At 68.1% G+C, this 16638-nt stretch carries 12 protein-coding genes and 2 pseudogenes; 10 read left to right on the plus strand and 4 right to left on the minus strand.

The window, feature by feature from the left end; all coding sequences use genetic code 11:
* Window positions 1–72 precede the first annotated feature (72 nt).
* Both OR16_RS05570 and OR16_RS05575 read right to left on the minus strand, forming a co-directional pair.
* Window positions 73–893: pseudogene (locus OR16_RS05570) on the minus strand (SDR family oxidoreductase).
* A 97-nt stretch (window positions 894–990) separates the two neighbouring features.
* On the minus strand, window positions 991–1875 hold the full coding sequence (locus OR16_RS05575; protein ID WP_006156989.1) for an IclR family transcriptional regulator: 885 nt from the start codon (window positions 1873–1875) through the stop codon (window positions 991–993).
* A gap of 439 nt (window positions 1876–2314) precedes the next feature.
* On the opposite strand from OR16_RS05575, the gene OR16_RS05580 reads away from it, so the two are divergent.
* Genes OR16_RS05580 through OR16_RS05600 form a run of 5 tightly spaced genes read left to right on the plus strand, consistent with a single transcriptional unit; the run spans window position 2315 to window position 6893 of the window.
* Window positions 2315–3178 (plus strand): branched-chain amino acid ABC transporter permease, encoded by an 864-nt coding sequence (locus OR16_RS05580; protein ID WP_006156990.1) that lies wholly within the window; start codon window positions 2315–2317, stop codon window positions 3176–3178.
* Between the two features lie 10 nt (window positions 3179–3188).
* A complete protein-coding gene (locus tag OR16_RS05585; RefSeq protein WP_006156991.1) occupies window positions 3189–4235 on the plus strand; it encodes a branched-chain amino acid ABC transporter permease in 1047 nt (348 codons plus the stop codon).
* Window positions 4228–4992, plus strand: coding sequence for an ABC transporter ATP-binding protein (locus OR16_RS05590; RefSeq protein WP_006156992.1), 765 nt, complete (start codon window positions 4228–4230; stop codon window positions 4990–4992). Before OR16_RS05585 ends, OR16_RS05590 begins: the two co-directional genes overlap by 8 nt.
* A complete protein-coding gene (locus tag OR16_RS05595) occupies window positions 4979–5686 on the plus strand; it encodes an ABC transporter ATP-binding protein (RefSeq protein WP_006156993.1) in 708 nt (235 codons plus the stop codon). Before OR16_RS05590 ends, OR16_RS05595 begins: the two co-directional genes overlap by 14 nt.
* Window positions 5687–5738: 52 nt before the next feature.
* Window positions 5739–6893: an ABC transporter substrate-binding protein gene (locus tag OR16_RS05600; RefSeq protein ID WP_006156994.1), complete on the plus strand. Its 1155-nt coding sequence runs from the start codon at window positions 5739–5741 to the stop codon at window positions 6891–6893.
* A 49-nt stretch (window positions 6894–6942) separates the two neighbouring features.
* Here the strand turns inward: OR16_RS05600 and OR16_RS44450 are convergent, their stop codons facing one another.
* Together OR16_RS44450 and OR16_RS05610 are read right to left on the minus strand one after the other, a co-directional pair.
* Window positions 6943–9423, minus strand: coding sequence for a DUF6600 domain-containing protein (locus tag OR16_RS44450; RefSeq protein ID WP_192816405.1), 2481 nt, complete (start codon window positions 9421–9423; stop codon window positions 6943–6945).
* Window positions 9424–9718: 295 nt separating this feature from the next.
* The gene (locus tag OR16_RS05610; protein WP_006156996.1) at window positions 9719–11044 is read right to left on the minus strand and encodes a putative bifunctional diguanylate cyclase/phosphodiesterase; all 1326 of its coding nucleotides are present in this window, start codon (window positions 11042–11044) and stop codon (window positions 9719–9721) included.
* A 290-nt stretch (window positions 11045–11334) separates the two neighbouring features.
* Between OR16_RS05610 and OR16_RS05615 the strand changes: the two genes are divergently transcribed.
* The 5 genes and pseudogenes from OR16_RS05615 to OR16_RS05635 form a co-directional block, all read left to right on the plus strand.
* Window positions 11335–12951, plus strand: coding sequence for a methyl-accepting chemotaxis protein (locus OR16_RS05615; RefSeq protein WP_006156997.1), 1617 nt, complete (start codon window positions 11335–11337; stop codon window positions 12949–12951).
* 25 nt (window positions 12952–12976) lie between these two features.
* Complete coding sequence (locus OR16_RS05620) at window positions 12977–13459, plus strand: chemotaxis protein CheW (RefSeq protein WP_006156998.1); 483 nt, start codon at window positions 12977–12979, stop codon at window positions 13457–13459.
* On the plus strand, window positions 13456–14802 hold the full coding sequence (locus OR16_RS05625; protein ID WP_006156999.1) for a CheR family methyltransferase: 1347 nt from the start codon (window positions 13456–13458) through the stop codon (window positions 14800–14802). The genes OR16_RS05620 and OR16_RS05625 overlap by 4 nt, the downstream gene beginning before the upstream one ends.
* A 99-nt stretch (window positions 14803–14901) precedes the next feature.
* Window positions 14902–15552, plus strand: coding sequence for a chemotaxis protein CheW (locus OR16_RS05630; RefSeq protein WP_006157000.1), 651 nt, complete (start codon window positions 14902–14904; stop codon window positions 15550–15552).
* Window positions 15549–16638, plus strand: a pseudogene (locus tag OR16_RS05635) (Hpt domain-containing protein); the annotation flags it as partial. The gene OR16_RS05630 and the pseudogene OR16_RS05635, both read left to right, overlap by 4 nt.

Genomic DNA, 16638 nt, shown 5'->3' on the forward strand with positions numbered 1-16638 from the left:
GACGCGAAGCCTTGCCCCTGTCCGCCGGCAGCGGCGGCTCAACTGATTGTTGCGCGGGGTTTCACGCCACGCTTAGACCACCGTGCCGCCGAACTCCGCCATCACCTTATCGTGCAGCCGGCGCATTCCCTTTAGCCAACGATCGTAATCCTGTCCCTTGCGCTGGTAATACTCGAGCACTTCCGGATGCGGCAGGATCAGGAAGCGCTCGTCCTTCACGCCTTCCAGCGTGACCTGCGCCACGTGCTCGGGCGTGACCGAGCCGGCCTGCAGGAAGCCCTTGCGCTCGCCATCCTCCCCGAACAGCATGCGCGTCTGCACGCCCTGCGGGCAGATGCAGCTGACCTTGATGCCGCGATCGCCGTAGGTGATCGACAGCCACTCGGCAAAGCCGATGGCGGCGTGCTTGGTCACCGCGTAAGGCGCCGAGCCGATCTGCGACAGCAGGCCGGCGGCCGATACGGTGTTGACGAAATAGCCGTCGCCGCGCGCCAGCATCTGCGGCAGCACCGCGCGCGAGGCGTGGATGTGGGCCATGACGTTGATCTCCCAGATGCGCTGCCATTCCTCGGCGCTGGCATCCAGGCCCTTGCGCAGGATGATGCCGGCGTTGGAGCAGAACACATCGATCTGGCCGAAGCGTTGCGTGGCCTCGTCGGCACCCCCCCCCGTGCCTGGACGGCGGCGGCATCGGCCACGTCGGTTTGCCGCGCGAACACCTGGCAGTCCGGGCTGGCCTTGGCCACTTCCTCGGCTACCGCTTGCGCGCCGTTGCCGTCCAGGTCGGCCACGGCCACGCCACGCGCGCCGCCGGCGGCAAAGGCCAGCGCCAGCGCGCGCCCGATGCCGGTGGCTGCGCCGGTCACCACTACGGTCTTGTTGCGAATCTCCATCTTTGTCTCCTTTGTTTGCTATGTCTGTATTGCCAGCTAGATATGTGGCCCTGGGGCCGTGAGAATGCGATACGTGGCGATGGCGATGGTGGCGCTGCTATCCCCGTCCCTGCCACAGACGGCTCTGCAACGCTTCGGCCAGTTCGCGGATGCGCGGGCCGAGATTGCCGTCGAGGATTTCCGGCGTCAGCCGCGTGGCCGCGCCGCCGATATTGATGGCCAGCACTTCCGCGCCGCCTTCGAGCACCACGGGCGCGGCCGCGCCGCTGACCGTGCGGTCCCACTCCGCGTGGGCCAGGCAGAAGCCGCGCTTGGCGTAGTCGCGCAGCGCGCGCTCGAGCTTGATGCGGATCGCGGGCCAGCGCGCGCCGTAGTGGCGCTCAAGGTCGGCCAGCACGGCGGCGCGCCGCTCCGGCTCCAGCCCGGACAGCCACGCGCGCCCGATGGCGGACGTGGCGGTGGGCAGGCGCGAGCCGGGCGCCAGCCGCATCACCAGTGCGCCGCGCGGCTGGCAGACTTCCAGGTACACCATCTCATGGCGGTCCGATGTGGCGAGCGCCACCGTGCAATCGGTGGCGAACGCCAGCGACTGCATCAGCGGCTGGGCGATCTCGCGTATGCCCGAGCCGGCGAGGTAACGCTGGCCGAGCACCATCGCGCCCTGGCCGAGCCGGTACTTCTCCAGCGATGCGGAATAGATCAGGTAGCCCAGGCTGGTAAGCGTGTAGGTCAGCCGCGAAACGGTGGGGCGCGGGATGCCGGCGCGGCGCGCCAGCTCGGCATTGCCAAGGTAATCGTCATGCGGGCCGAAAGCACGCAACAGGTCCAGGCCGCGCGCCAGCGCGGTGACGAAATTGCGATCGTCGCGCTCAGCGTCTTGCTGCCCGCCATCGTACGGCGCATCTGCGGTGCGCACGGCCGCAGCATGCGCGCCGCCGGGCGCGGAGGTGGGCGAAAGCGGGATCGACGAGGTGCGCTTCATACGTGGCGATGACGCTTGGCAACTAGGTGCGGAAAGCAGACCTGAGGCCACCATCGGAGGCTGCGGACCAGAGGTAAGCCGGCTATTTCGCTGTGCGGAAGACTATTCCGTATTTCTTGACTGTGCCTCAGGCCGTATGCAACAGTCAATGAAAACGAACGATCGTGCTGGAACATACCTACGCAGACCTGCGTAGCGCTTCACGGTACACGACGACACCGCACCCGGGGCCTGCACGGCAGGCCATTCCGCATCGCACAGGAGACCAAGCATGCATCACGCCATTCACCAGGCCGCACCACCCCGCGGCTGACTCTCGCCCCGCCTGACCGAGCGGCCCCCGCATTGTTTCCTTGCGCGGCGCCGTCAATTCCACGCAGCCCGCAGCGCGGCTTGCGTGCCTTCGTTCGTGATTCGAAAAGTCGCATGAGGTAAGCCCGTGACATTGTTTCTTCAACAAGTCCTGAACGGCCTGACGCTGGGCGGCGTGTACAGCCTGGTGGCGCTGGGCCTGACGCTGGTCTACGGCATCCTGCACGTGCCCAATTTCGCGCATGGCGCCTTCTACATGGCTGGCGCCTATGTCTCGTACTACATGATGACGTCGCTGGGCGTGAACTACTGGCTGGCGATGGGCGCTGCCGCCATCGCGGTGGCGGCGCTGTCGATGCTGGCCGACCGGCTGGTGTTCCATCCCCTGCGCAACGCGCCGGAATTGCACGACATGATCGCCGCCATCGGCATCATGCTGTTCCTCGAGGCCGGCGCGCAGGCACTGTGGGGCGCGGACTTCCACCGCATGCCGACGCCTTACGGCCAGATGGTGGAAGTGATGGGCCTCACCGCGCCGGCGCAGCGCCTGCTGATCATCGTCGCCGCGTTCGGGCTGATGGTGCTGCTGCACCTGTTCCTGACGCGCACCGTGACCGGCTCCACCATTGTGGCGATGGCGCAGAACCGCGAGGGCGCGGCGCTGGTGGGCATCGACGCCACGCGCGTCACGCTGCTGGTATTTGCCATCTCCGGCGCGCTCGCCGCGATCGCCGCCACGCTGTACGCGCCGATCAACCTGGTCTACCCGAGCATGGGCAACCTGGTCATCACCAAGGCCTTCGTCATCATCATCCTCGGCGGCATGGGCAGCATTCCCGGCGCCATCGTGGGCGGGCTGATCATCGGCATGGCCGAGAGCTTCGGCGGCTTCTACGTCTCGACGGACTACAAGGACATCATCGCCTTCGCGCTGCTGGTGCTCATCCTGTCGATCCGGCCCCAAGGCCTGTTTGCCGGCAAGGCCGCATAAGGAGCGCACCATGAAAAACACACTGCAAGGCAAGACCGGCTGGGCCCTGTTGCTGGCCCTGGCCATCGCGTTCCCGCTGGTCACGCCCAACAGCTACTACCTGACGGTGATGACGCTGGCCTTCATCTACGCCATCGCCACGCTGGGGCTGAACCTGATCACGGGCTACACCGGCCAGCTCAACCTGGCGCACGGCGGCTTCATGGCGATCGGCGCCTATACGCTGGGCATTCTCACGGTGGATCACCAGGTGCCGTTCTGGGCGGCGTTCGGGCTGTCCGGCATGGTGTGCATGGTGGTGGGCTACTTCGTCGGCGTGGTGTCGCTGCGGCTCAAAGGCCATTATTTCTCGATCTTCACGCTGTGCATCGGCTACATCATCTACCTGCTGATCGAAAAGTGGGAAAGCCTCACGCACGGTACCGTGGGCCTGATCGGCATCCCGGTGCCGGCAGCGATTGGGCCGCTCGCGTTCGACAACGTGCAGGCGCAGTATTACCTGGTGCTGTTCTTCTTGGTGGTGGGCACCTTCCTGATGCATCGGATCGTCACGTCGCTGCTGGGCCGCAGCTTCATGGCGGTGCGCAACAGCGACGCGCTGGCCGAGGCGCTCGGCATCAACCTGATGCGCACCAAGGTGCTGTCGTTCGTGCTGTCGGTGGGCTATGCCGGCTTTGCCGGTGCGCTGTACGCGGGCCAGGTGCGTTTTCTCGGACCGGACATTGCGCGCACCGACCTGACCTTCGAGATGGTAATGGCGATGCTGGTGGGCGGCACCGGCACGCTGCTGGGGCCGCTGCTGGGCGCGGTGCTGGTGCCGTGGGTCACGCAGACGCTGCAGTTCCTGCAGGACTACCGCATGCTGGTATTCGGGCCAGTGCTGGTGCTGCTGATCATCTTCGTGCCGGACGGCATCGTGGGCTCGTGGGCCAAGCGCCAGGCGCGTCGTGCCGCAGCCGCGCGCCGCGGCGGCAAGCGCCGCGCACCGCAGGCCGACGCGCCCGTCGCCGGCAACCCGAATGCAAACGCCACGAATGCTGGGGCCGACCATGCTTGAGATTCGCAACCTGACCAAGAAATTTGGCGGCCTGAGCGCCGTGCACGATGTCTCGATCACCTTCGAGACCGGCCATATCAACGCCATCATCGGCCCCAACGGCGCGGGCAAGACCACCTTTTTCAACTTGATCGCCGGCACCCATGCGCCCAGCTCCGGGCAGATCCTGCTCAAGGGCCGGGACGTGGCCGGCCTGCGCGCCGACCAGATCGCCCGGCTCGGCGTGGCCCGCACCTTTCAGGCCACGCACTTGTTCGACCGCGCCACCGTGCTGGACAACCTGATCGTTGGCCATCGGCTGCGCACGCAAGCGGGGCTGGCCGACGTGATCTTCAACACGCGCCGGCTGCGCGAGGAAGAACGGCTGTGCCGCGCCAAGGCCGAGGAGGCACTCGACTTCGTGGGCCTCGCGCATCTCGCGCATGAAGTGGCGGCGGACATCACGCAGGAAGAGCGCAAGCGCGTGGCCTTTGCGCTGGCGCTGGCCACCGACGCCGAACTGCTGCTGCTCGACGAACCGGCGGGTGGCGTCAACCCGGAGGAGACCGTGGGCCTGGCCGAGCTGATCCGCAAGATGGTCCGCCACGGCAAGACGGTCTGCCTGATCGAACACAAGATGGACATGATCATGCGGCTGGCCGACAAGATCATGGTCCTCAACTACGGCGAGAAGATCGCCGAGGGCTCGCCGGCGCAGATCCAGCGCGACCCGCAGGTCATCGAAGCCTATCTGGGAGCCGACCATGTTGCAGCTTGAACGCGTTTCGCTTTCGTACGGGAGCTTTCGCGCGCTCGACAACATCACGCTGAACGCCGCGGCCGGCGAACTGGTGGTGCTGCTGGGCGCCAACGGGGCCGGCAAGAGCTCGATCTTCATGGCGCTCAGCGGCATCCACCGCGCCAGCGGCGGCAGCATGCGCTTTGACGGCCGCGAGCTGGCCGGCATGAAGCCCTCGCAGATCGTGCAGGCTGGGCTGGTGCACTGCCCCGAAGGGCGCAAGCTGTTTCCCGCCATGAGCGTGCAGAAGAACCTGACGCTGGGCGCGTACGTGCACCGCCGCGACTCAGCCGGCATCAAGCGCTCGCTAGAGGAGGTCTTCGAGATGTTCCCGATCCTGCGGCAAAAAAAGGACGACCCGGCCGGCTCGCTGTCAGGCGGCCAGCAGCAGATGGTGGCGCTTGGCCGCGCATTGATGGGGCGGCCGCGCACGCTGCTGCTCGACGAGCCATCGCTGGGCCTCGCGCCGCTGGTGGTCAAGCAGATGTTCGAGGTGATCCAGCGCATCAACCGCGCGGGTACCACGGTGCTGCTGGCCGAGCAGAACGCTTACGCGGCGCTGGGCATCGCCCACCGCGCGTACGTGATCGAGGGTGGCCGCATCGTGATGCAAGGCGACCGCGACACGCTGCTGAAGGACGAAGGGATTCGCCGCGCTTACATCGGCGGTTAGTCGATCAAGAAGCAAGAACGAACGCAGTGCAAACATGACAGGAGACAGCCAAATGCAGACCAAGATGATCCGCCGCTTCTTCCCCCTCGCCGCCACCGCCGTGGCCGCGCTGATGGCCTCGGGTGCCGCCTTTGCGCAGGAAGTCGTCAAGCTGGGCTATACCGGCCCGCTGTCGGGCGGCGCCGCGCTGTACGGCAAGAACGTGCTGTCAGGCATCCAGATGGCAGTGGACGAAATCAACGCCTCGGGCCTTGAGGTCAAGGGCAAGAAGGTCAAGCTGGAGGTGGTATCGCTGGACGACAAGTACGCGCCCGCCGAGGCCGCCATCAACGCGCGCCGCCTGGTGCAGCAGTACAAGACGCCCGCCGTGTTCGTGCCCCATTCGGGCGGCATCTTCGCACTGCAGGCGTTCAACGAGCAGGAGAAATTCCTGGTGATGGCCTACTCCAGCGTGCCGCGCATCACCGACACCGGCAACAAGCTGACCATTCGCATCCCGCCGTCCTACACCGGTTATATCGAGCCCTTCATCAAGGCGCAGATGAAGCGCTATGGCAAGAACGTGGCGCTGGCCCCGGCCGACCATGACTACGCCAAGGCCTGGGTCTGGGAAGGCGCGGGCGGCAAGGTGGTGGCCAATAACCCGATGTCCTACACCAAGGCCACCGACTTCTACAGCGGGGTGTCGCGCGTGCTGGCCGACAAGCCCGACGTGATGTTTGTCGGCGGCCCGTCCGAGCCGACCGCGCTGGTGGTCAAGCAGGCGCGCGAACTGGGCTTCAAGGGCGGTTTCATCGTGATGGACCAGGCCAAGCTCGACGAAATGGCCAAGGTCACCAACGGCCTGTCCATGCTGGAAGGCGCCATCGGCGTGATGCCGCTGGCCAATGATGCCCGCCCGGCCGCGCAGGGCTACAACGCCAAATACAAGAAGCTGCACGATGGCCGCGATGCCACCACCGAGATGTCGCTCAACTACACCATGGTGTATGCGCTGGCGGGCGCCATGAAGCTGGCGGGCACCACCTCCGACGTGGCCGCGATCCGGGCCAGGATGCCTGAGGCGGTGAAGGCGCTGGCCAAGGATGCCAACCCCAACGAGATCGAAGGCATCGATGCCAAGGGCGGCACCAGTGCCGACACCGTGGTGGGCTGGGTGCAGAGCGGCAAGATCGTGCCGGTGCGCTTGTCGGAACTGGCGAAGTAAGCCAGCAAGGCCTGCCACGCAGCCGGCGCCCGATCCGGGCGCCGGCTGCCTAAGCCTGCTCAGTGGACCTCATGCCCGCGCTCCTGCGGGTTGCCTGCCTGCCCTTGGGCATGCGGCTGCTGCTGCATAGCCACGTGCTGTGCTGGCTGCGGCTGCGCGGCGTGCTGTTGCTGGCGCTGCAACTCCTGCTGCCGGCGCTGCTGTTCCTGCTGCTGGCGCTGCTGGTCTTGCTGCTGGCGTTGCTGCTCCTGCTGCTGGCGCTGCTGGTCTTGCTGCTGGCGCTGCATGACCTGTTGCTGGCGCTGTTGCTCCTGTTGCTGCTGTTGCTGGCGTTGCTGCTCCTGTTGCTGGCGCTGCATGTCTTGCTGGCGGCGGGCCTGCTCTTGCTGCTGACGCTGCATATCCTGCTGCTGGCGCTGCATGGCTTGCTGTTGCTGCATCGCGCCTGCTGGGCCCGCTGCTGGTCTCCCATCTGCCGCTGCTGCTGGCGCTGCATGTCCTGCTGCTGTTGCTGCGCCTGCTGGGCCCGCTGTTGGGTCCCCCAGTTGCCGTTCTTGCTGCTGGCGGGCCAGACCCTGCTTGCCCGCTGCTGGTCCCCCAGTTGCCGTTCTTGCTGCTGGCGGGCCAGACCCTGCTGGTCGGTCTGCTGCGCTGCGGCCCGCTGCTCGGCCTGGCGTTGCTGGAACTGCTGGGCCTGCTGCGCTTGTTGAGCCTGCTGGAGTTGCGCGGCCGGTTGGCCGATTTGCGGCGGCATGCCGCGCGCCTGGTCCGGACGCGTGGTCCAGCCGCGCGTACGCGGATCGCCGCCCGGTACGGGCATCTGGCCACCGTGCTCGGCGCCAACCAATCCTTGCGGCGTGGGCGCGCGAACTCCGCCATCGGCACGTTGTGGACCGAAGGCAGAATTTCCGCCGCCAGGAGCCCCCGGTGTCACCGGCCCCCCGCGCATCTGGCCCGATCCATTGCGGCCATGAAATTCCGGCGCCGCCTGGCTCAGCCGGACCGGCGCGGGAGCCGCCTGGTTCCCGCCTGGGGCGTTGCCGCCGCCACGCCATGCCGGCCCGGCGCCGGGCACGGTGCCGCCAGCACGGGCAAAACGCTGTGCCAGTTCATCGCTGGCCGGGCGGCCCGGAGCGCGGGCCGCGATGGCCGGACGCGCGAAGCCCTGCATCACTTCGGCCGGAGCCGGTCGCGCGGGTGCCGCACCATGCAAGCTGGCCTTGACCGGCGCCAGCGGCGGTGCGCCGTTGGCCTCGCCCCGGGGCAAGTTGCGCCATACCGCATTGTGCGCGCCGGGCGGCACGCGCTGGCCCTGCACGAAGGCGCGCGCCGGCATGCCGGTGATCGCTCCCGGCACATCCCGGTTGATGTACGTGTTCCGGATATGGTTATTGATCACCTCGTTGTTGACGGTGAAGTGGTTGATGCGATTGACATAAGCCGGGCTGGCGCCATAGACCGGGCGATAAGCCTCGCGCGGGCCTAGCGGATACCACGCTACGCCCGGGCCATTGCCTCGGTCGTGGTCATGGTCGCGGTCGCGCCAGTGGCCTCCATCGATGAATCCCACCAGCGCGGGGGCGTAGACCGGCTGCACCGACCTCGGGCCTGGCATCCAGCCCCAACGGTTGCCGATGCGGGCCCAGCGGCCATAGTGGGACGGGGCGAAGCCCCAGGGCGCATCGTCGCACCAGCTCCATCCCCACGGCGCCACCCAGGCCCAGTAGCCGGCGCTATAAGGCGCCCAGTCCGCGGCCACCACGCGCGGGAACCATACCGCGCCATAGCCGGGGTCTTCCTGCCAGTCGCCATAGTCGTCCAGCGCGGCATAGCCTGTCATCTCGGGCGCTATATAGCGGGCCGACGGCGAGCGGTCCTCCCGCGCGTCCCGCGCCATTGTCCAGCGGTCGAACCCATCCAAGGGGGGATTAGTGGCGCTGCCAGCCTCGGCCAGGTCGGTGCCGGCAAAGCGCAGTTGATCGCCGCGCCGCATTTCCAGCGAGCGATTGTCACCGTACACCACGGCGTGACCGTGGCGCATGGTGACCACCGTGTTGCTGCCGTCGGGTGCCACGTCCAGGCGATAGTCGCCGGGCTCGCTCGGCACAAAAGCCAGGTTGGGCGTATCAACCTCGACCGGCTGGTCCGGCGGCAGCGCACGCACACGCAGTTGCAGCGTGCCCTGGGTCAGCTTGACCTGGGTCGCGCTGTCGTCGAGGTTGAGTACCGTCACGGCGGTGCCGCTGCCCAGCCGGATAGCGGTAGAGCCAGCGTGCAGTTCGGCCCGGCCGTCGTTGTCGACCCAGAGGCGGTCGCCGGTGGTGATGGGCCGATTCAGCGTGGCCCGCGCCCAGTCGTCGGAACCCGCCGGGGCAAAACTCAGGTTGCCGGCGGCATCGGTCAAGGTGGCAATACGCACGGAGGGATCGACGGACTGCGCCAGCGCCGGCAGTTGCCAAGTGACGAAAACGAGACTGGCGGCCAAAAGCACGGCGCGGGCACGGGGGCCAAGCCTGCGGTCAGGAAACATGGGGATACCTCTAGATCGGAATAGGCGCGCGGATCAAGACCTGCCGCCCCTGTTGTCACCATACTTCCGATAACGCCGGGCCGCCGGACTGGCGCACCTGACTTTGTAAGTACATATTTCCCCGATTTCCCTGCCGCGACTGGGTCGGTAAGACACAATCCGGCCGCGCGCCGCGCGCCGTGGCCCCCGGCGCGCGCGGGAGCCACGGCGGGCAGGCGCGCTCAGGACAAAGCTGGAAACAATTGCGCAACGGCGCCGGCCGCCGGCGCGAGGGGAAAGGCACGGCCGGCCCGGCTTAGCGAGCGGCGGACTGCTGCAGGAACTCGGTGAACTTGTCGGCGGACATGGGCCTGCCATACAGGTAGCCCTGCACCTCGTGGCAGCCGTTCTCGGCAAGGAAATCCCGCTGCTCGACGGTTTCCACGCCCTCCGCCACCACGCCGATGCCCAGGCTGCCGCCAACATTCACCATGGCGCGTACGATGGCGGCGTCCACGGGACTCTGCGTGACATTGCGGATAAACGACTGGTCGATCTTGATGCGGTCCACGGGAAAGGACTTGAGGAAGCTGAGCGAGGCGTAGCCGGTGCCAAAATCGTCGCAGGTCAGGGTCACGCCGTCGCGCCGCAGGGTCTGCAACTGCCCGGAGAACTCGTCACCCTGCTGCAAGGCGATGGTCTCGGTGATCTCCAGCTCCAGCCGCTCCGGCGCCAGTGCCAGCTCGCGCAGCACGTGCCGGACCTCGGTCAGCAGCCGGCTCTCGCTGAGCTGCGCGGCAAACAGGTTGATGGCTACCCGCGGCGCGTCGGCAAACCCTAGCGACCACATGCGCGCTTGGGCGCAGGCGGTATGCAGCAGCCAGACACCGACATCCGCCGCCACGCTGCTGGCGGCCAGCGCATCGATGAAGCTGGCCGGCGTCAGCAGGCCCTGGGTGGGATGGCGCCAGCGCATCAGCGCTTCAGCGCCAACCACGCGCCCGTCGCGCAGGTCGATCTGGGGCTGGTACAGCAGCTCGAACTGGCGCTGCGCGTAGGCGTCGCGCAGCGCTTGCACCAGCGACAAGCGGGTCGTCACGTCGGTGCGCATCTGCGGCTTGAAGAAGCGAATGGTACGGCCGCCGTCGCGCTTGGCCCGGCCTAGAGCCAGGCTGGCCGAGGCCAGGGCATCGGAGGCATTGTCGCCGCCGGCCGGCATCACGCAGGCGCCCAGGCTGGCCAGCACGTGATGGCGGCGGTTGCCGTACTCGTGCGGCTCGGTCTGCAGCGAAAGGATGGCGGCGGCGACGTGGCGCACCAGGGTGGGATCGGCGATGGAAGGCAGCAGGACGGCGAACTCATCGCCGCCGACACGCCCCAGGATGGCGTCGCGCGGCGAGGCGTCGCGCAGGCGGCGGGCCACCCGGCGCAGGATCTCATCGCCTTCGGCGTGGCCATGCATGTCGTTGAACGCGCGGAAATCGTCGATGCCGAGCAGCAATAGCGCGCAGCGCGGGGAAGCCTCCGTGCGCAGGCGGTCCTCCAGCGTGTTCAAGAATGCCTGGCGCGACGCTACGCCCGTCAGCGGATCGACATCCGCGTTTGGCGGGGCGCCGGCCTTCGCCTCTGACCTGGCCACCATGCCTGCCCTGTTTGTGATTATCGACATCGGTCCGATCTGTCTATTTGGCAAGTGTGACTAAAACCAGGAAAAAATCAAGACAAGTTAAACGATATGTTGCGGCAGTATGTTGCAACGCGGGGAATACTATTACCTTCCGCGGGCGCCATTGAAATGGCCGGAACCTTACAGTACCCTACGCGGCTATAAACTGGCCGCTCACGCCCGGCCCGCGCCCACGCGCCAATTCCGCCGCGCCCGGCCGGTCAAGAAGCGCCCACCGACAAGAATAAGCAACGGGAAACCGCACCGTGACTCACTGGACCATCCGCACGCGCATTTTGGCAAGTTTTGCCTTCATCCTGGCAGTCATTTTACTCACGGCGGTGGTCGCCTATGACCGCCAGTCGGCCATCCAGACCCATGCGAATGCGCTGCGCGAAGATGCACTCCCGGGACTCTACTACAGCACCGCGATGCGCGGCGCGTGGGGTGAAACCTATGTGCTGGCCTGGCAGAACGTGACCGCGGCCAATGACGCCGAGCGCCGGCAGTACGCCGAGGCCAACGTGGCCTTGCACAAGCGGCTGGACGGCCTGGAGGCAAAGTACGCCGATTCGATCCGGCGCGCCGACGATCGCGAGCGCTTCGAGAAGTACCGGGAATTGCGCCGGCAATATAACGACATCTCGGCGTCGCTGTTCGCGGCGACCGGCGCGGAGGCCGCCGCCGCCGAGGCCAAGCTGCGCGGGCCGATCCACGCCGCCTGGAACGATGGCCGCGCGGCCCTGCAAATAATGTTGGAGGATAACAACAAAGTGGCCGAGGACGGCGCCGCCAGCATCAACCAGGCGGTGCAAACGGCCAAGATCAGCATCGAGGTTTCGCTGATTGCCGCCCTCCTGGAGTCGCTGGTGGCCGGCTACCTGCTGTTCCGCTCCATTACGGTGCCGATGCGCTCGATCGTCCAGCAACTCGGCAACATGCGCGGCGGCGACTTCCGGCAGCGCCTGTCGCTGAACCGCAAGGATGAATTCCTGGAAGTCGAGCAGGGCTTCAACCAGATGACCGGCGACCTCACCACGCTGGTCGGGCAAGCCCAGCGCTCGGCCATCCAGGTCACCACCTCGGTCAACGAGATCGCCGCCACCGCGCGCCAGCAGCAGGCCACCGCCACCGAAACCGCGGCCACCACCACCGAGATCGGCGCCACCTCGCGCGAGATCTCCGCCACCTCGCGCGACCTGGTCCGGACCATGACCGAAGTCTCCGGCGCCGCCGAGCAGACCGCGGGCCTGGCCGGCACCGGCCAGGCAAGCTTGTCGCGCATGGAAGCCACCATGCACCACGTGATGGAGGCCGCCGGCTCGGTCAATGCCAAGCTGGCCACCCTCAACGAGAAAGCAGGCAACATCAACCAGGTGGTCACCACCATCGCCAAGGTGGCGGACCAGACCAACCTGCTGTCGCTCAATGCCGCCATCGAAGCCGAGAAGGCGGGCGAGTACGGCCGTGGCTTCTCGGTGGTCGCAACCGAGATCCGCCGCCTGGCCGACCAGACCGCGGTGGCCACCTACGACATCGAGCAGATGGTGCGCGAGATCCAGTCGGCCGTGGCGGCGGGCGTGATGGGCATGGACAAGTTCTCCGAGGAAGTGCGGCGCGGCATGTCGGAGGTGACCCAGGTGGGCGACCAGCTCTCCCAGATCATCGGCCAGGTGCAGACGCTTGCGCCACGCGTGCAGATGGTCAACGAGGGCATGCAAGCCCAGGCCGGCGGCGCGGAACAGATCAACCAGGCCCTGATGCAGTTGTCCGAGGCCGCCCAGCAGACCGTGGAATCCCTGCGCCAGTCCAGCCAGGCGATCGACGAGCTGACGCTGGTCGCCAACGACCTGCGCACCGGCGTGTCGCGCTTCAAGGTTTGAGCGCGCCGGGCACCCACGCCACACCATGAAACTCTTCCTGCTCTTTCGCATCGGATCCGACCACTACGCGCTGGACGCGAACGAGATCGTCGAAGTGCTGCCGCTGACCACGCTCAAGCACCTGCCCGAGGCGCCCGCCTGGGTCAGCGGACTGCTGGCGCGTGACGGCCAGGTGGTGCCGGTCATCGACGTCAATGCGCTGGCCATCGGCACGCCGGTCGCCAGCCGGACCAGCACACGCACCGTACTGGTGCATTACCGCCGGCATGCGGAGGCGCCCGCGCGCCTGCTCGGGCTGCGGCTGGAGTACGCCACCGAGACGCTGCGCTGCGAGCCCGCCGAATTCGTCGACAGCGGCGTGGACGCCGCCCCGGCCCGCTACTTGGGGCCAGTGCGCAGCGGCAGCCAGGGGCTGGTGCAGTGGATCAAGATCGAGGCCCTGCTGCCCGACGACGTGCACGCAAAGCTGTTTCCCGATCTGCCGGCGGCCAAGGCCATGACCACATGACCTCCGCCGCCCATATCGAAGCGCTGCTCAAGGAACGCATCGGCCTGGACGCCGCCACCGTCGGACCTGGCATGGTCGAGCGCGCGGTGCGCGAGCGCCTGGCAGCCGCCGCGGCGCCCGACCATCACGCCTACTGGAACCTGCTGCACTCGCACCCGGACGAGCTGCAGTCGCTGATCGAAGCCGTGGTGGTCCCCGAGACCTGGTTCTTCCGCCATCGCGAGGCGCTGCTGGCGCTCGGCCGCTTTGCCGCCATGCGGGTCTTCGGCAATGATCGCGCACCGGACGGCGGCGCACCATTGCGCATCCTCAGCGCGCCCTGCTCGACCGGAGAAGAGCCCTATTCGATCGCCATGGCACTGCTCGACGCCGGCGTGCCAGAGCACCGCTTCCAGGTCGATGCCGTGGACGTCAGCGCCCGCTCGCTGGAGCGTGCGCGCATCGCGCAATACGGCACCAACTCCTTCCGGGGCACTCCGCTGGATTTCCGCGACCGGCATTTCACCGCCTGCGCGGGTGGCTATGCGCTCAAGGCCAACGTGCGCGGCAAGGTGCGGCTTGTGCACGGCAACCTGCTCGACCCGGGGCTGATGGCCAATGAGCCGCCCTACCACTTTGTGTTCTGCCGCAACCTCCTGATCTATTTCGATCCGCCGACCCAGCGCCGTTCGCTCAAGATGCTGGAACGGCTGAGCCGGCCGGATGCCACGCTCTTTGTCGGCCCCGCCGAGGCCAGCCTGCTCACGCGGCACGGCTTTGTCTCGGCTGGCGTGCCGCTCGCCTTTGCCTTCACCCGGCGCAGCGCGCACCACGCAGGCGGCGACGATCCGGCCATGCCGCTCTACCCAGCGCAGCCAGCGCACCCGATGCACGTGAGCGCGCCGGCCGGAGCCGCCCCGCGCCAGTGGCCGCAGCCACCGAGGCCGCCGGCCGCACGCGGCCAGGCGCGCCCAGCCGGCGTGCTGGCGCCCTTCGCACCGCCGCCTGCCGCCCCCGCGACCGACAAGGCGGCCGAGCGGGCCAAGGCCAGCGCCAACGCACTGTCCGGGATCTCCCGGCTCGCCGATCGGGGCGAACTGGCCGCCGCGGTAACGGCCTGCGTGGCGCACCTGGATGCGCAGGGCCCGTCGGCTGCCGGCTACTGCCTGCTGGGCGTGCTCTACGACGCCACCGGCCGCCCCTGCGACGCGCGCGAGGCCTATCGCCGCGCGCTGTACCCTCGACCCGGCTCACCAGGAGGCGCTCTACCATATGGCCGCCATCCTGGAAGCGCAAGGCGACGGCGCGGCCGCGGCCCGCTGAGAAACCGTGCACAACGCAAGACCCCGATCCGCCATGGCTGAGCCCGCATCGCATCCCCCGGCCCCGCGCCTGGCCTGCCGCTGGGCACGGGCACTGCCCCTGGCACGGTCGCCATCGACGATTGCTGGCGCCGCATCGGCGTGCTGGGAGATGGCAGTTGCCCGCTGCTGGCCACGCACATCCATTGCCGCAACTGCCCAACCTATTCGCGCGCGGCGCTCACGCTGCTCGACAACCTGCCCACCGGCGAAGTCAGCCTGCCGGATGGTCACGCCGTTCAGGCCAATGCGGCCGCGCGCGGGCCCGCCATGTCATACCTGGTGTTCCGCATCGGCGACGAATGGCTGGCGCTGCCCGCGGGCGCGCTGGCGCTGGTCACCGCGCCCTGCCCCGTGCACTCGCTGCCGCACCGCCGCCACGCCGCGGTGCTTGGCTTGGCCAGCGTGCGCGGCAACCTGCTGGTATGCATCTCGCTGGCACGGCTGCTCGGGCAGGACCCTGCCGCCGCCGCATCCAACGCCACACTCAACGCCGCCGCCAATGCCAAGGGCAGCGCCGGGCATGGCGCCCGCCTGCTGGTGCTGGGCCAGGGCCGCACCGCCATCGCGCTGCCGGTGGATGAGGTCACCGGCATCGAACGGGTCGCCGAAGCCGACCTGCTGCCTTTGCCGACCACCTTGTCGCGCGCCTCGGCACACTACACCCGAGCCCTCTTGAAAAGCGGCGCACGCACGGTAGGCTTGCTCGACCCGGCCCTGCTGCAACAAGCCTTGAAGCGGAGCCTGGCATGAACCCCGATCAGTTGCGCGACGCCTCCCTGCTTGAGCTGTTCGCGCTGGAAGCGCAATCGCAGGCCGAAATCCTCAATACCGGCCTGCTGGCGCTGGAGCGCGATCCCGCCGCGGCCGAGCAGCTCGAGGCGTGCATGCGCGCCGCCCATTCGCTCAAGGGCGCCGCGCGCATCGTCGGCCTGGATGGCGGCGTGCGCGTGGCCCACGTGATGGAAGACTGCCTGGTGGCCGCCCAACGCGGCGAGCTGCTGCTGCGGCCGGTGCATATCGACACCCTGCTGCATGGCACCGACCTGCTGCTGCGCCTGGGCAGCCCGCCCGGCGGCGACCTGGACTGGGCCGACCAGGCCGGCAAGGCCGAGGTCGATGCGCTGGTGCTCCGCATGGGCGCGCTGCTGGCCGGCGAGGAGGTGGAATCCGACAACTGGGCCGTGGGTCACGCCCCATCGGCGGCGCCGCCAGGCAACGCACCGCAGACCGCACCAGAGGCCGCGGCGACAGACACCATCGCCCCTGCGCCACCCGAAGGCCCCGCGGCCGGCGCGGTCCTTGGTGCCGGCGTGGCCACGGCACCGGCCACGTTCCCGCCCGGCGAAGCACCCCGCCAGCCGGAAGTCCAGGAGCGCATGCTGCGCGTCAGCGCCGATACGCTCGACCAGTTGCTGGCGCTGTCCGGCGCGGCGATGGTGGAGACGCACTGGCTCAAGCCTTCGGCGGCGCCTTGCAGCAAACCCGGCGCGTACAGATGCGCGCCCTGCAGGCGCTCGACGCCCTGCAGGTAACGCTCGCGGCCAGCGCGGCCGATCCCGCCGCCCACGCCGCGCTGGGCGAAGCGCAGCGCCTGTTGGCCGAAAGCCACCAGCAGCTCTCGCAACGGGTCTCGGAACTGGAGCAGTATGACCACCGCACCGGCCAGCTTTCCCGCACCAGCTCTATGACCGGGCGCTGGCCAGCCGCATGCGGCCCCTCGCCGACGGCCTCACCGGCTACTCGCGCATGGTGCGCGACCTGGGGCGCTCGCTGGGCAAGGCAGTGCACCTCGAACTGGTCGGCGAGAGCACCAAGGTCGACCGCGACATCCTGGAG

It is taken from the genome of Cupriavidus basilensis OR16 (assembly GCF_000243095.1).
Lineage (GTDB): Bacteria > Pseudomonadota > Gammaproteobacteria > Burkholderiales > Burkholderiaceae > Cupriavidus > Cupriavidus basilensis_D.

Bases quoted from the DNA above. Each gene is read 5' to 3' on its own strand.
- OR16_RS05575 (WP_006156989.1), bottom strand. From the start codon at position 1,875: ATGAAGCGCACCTCGTCGATCCCGCTTTCGCCCACCTCCGCGCCCGGC.
- OR16_RS05585 (WP_006156991.1), top strand. From the start codon at position 3,189: ATGAAAAACACACTGCAAGGCAAGACCGGCTGGGCCCTGTTGCTGGCC.
- OR16_RS05590 (WP_006156992.1), top strand. From the start codon at position 4,228: ATGCTTGAGATTCGCAACCTGACCAAGAAATTTGGCGGCCTGAGCGCC.
- OR16_RS05595 (WP_006156993.1), top strand. From the start codon at position 4,979: ATGTTGCAGCTTGAACGCGTTTCGCTTTCGTACGGGAGCTTTCGCGCG.
- OR16_RS05600 (WP_006156994.1), top strand. From the start codon at position 5,739: ATGCAGACCAAGATGATCCGCCGCTTCTTCCCCCTCGCCGCCACCGCC.
- OR16_RS44450 (WP_192816405.1), bottom strand. From the start codon at position 9,423: ATGTTTCCTGACCGCAGGCTTGGCCCCCGTGCCCGCGCCGTGCTTTTG.
- OR16_RS05610 (WP_006156996.1), bottom strand. From the start codon at position 11,044: ATGGTGGCCAGGTCAGAGGCGAAGGCCGGCGCCCCGCCAAACGCGGAT.
- OR16_RS05620 (WP_006156998.1), top strand. From the start codon at position 12,977: ATGAAACTCTTCCTGCTCTTTCGCATCGGATCCGACCACTACGCGCTG.
- OR16_RS05625 (WP_006156999.1), top strand. From the start codon at position 13,456: ATGACCTCCGCCGCCCATATCGAAGCGCTGCTCAAGGAACGCATCGGC.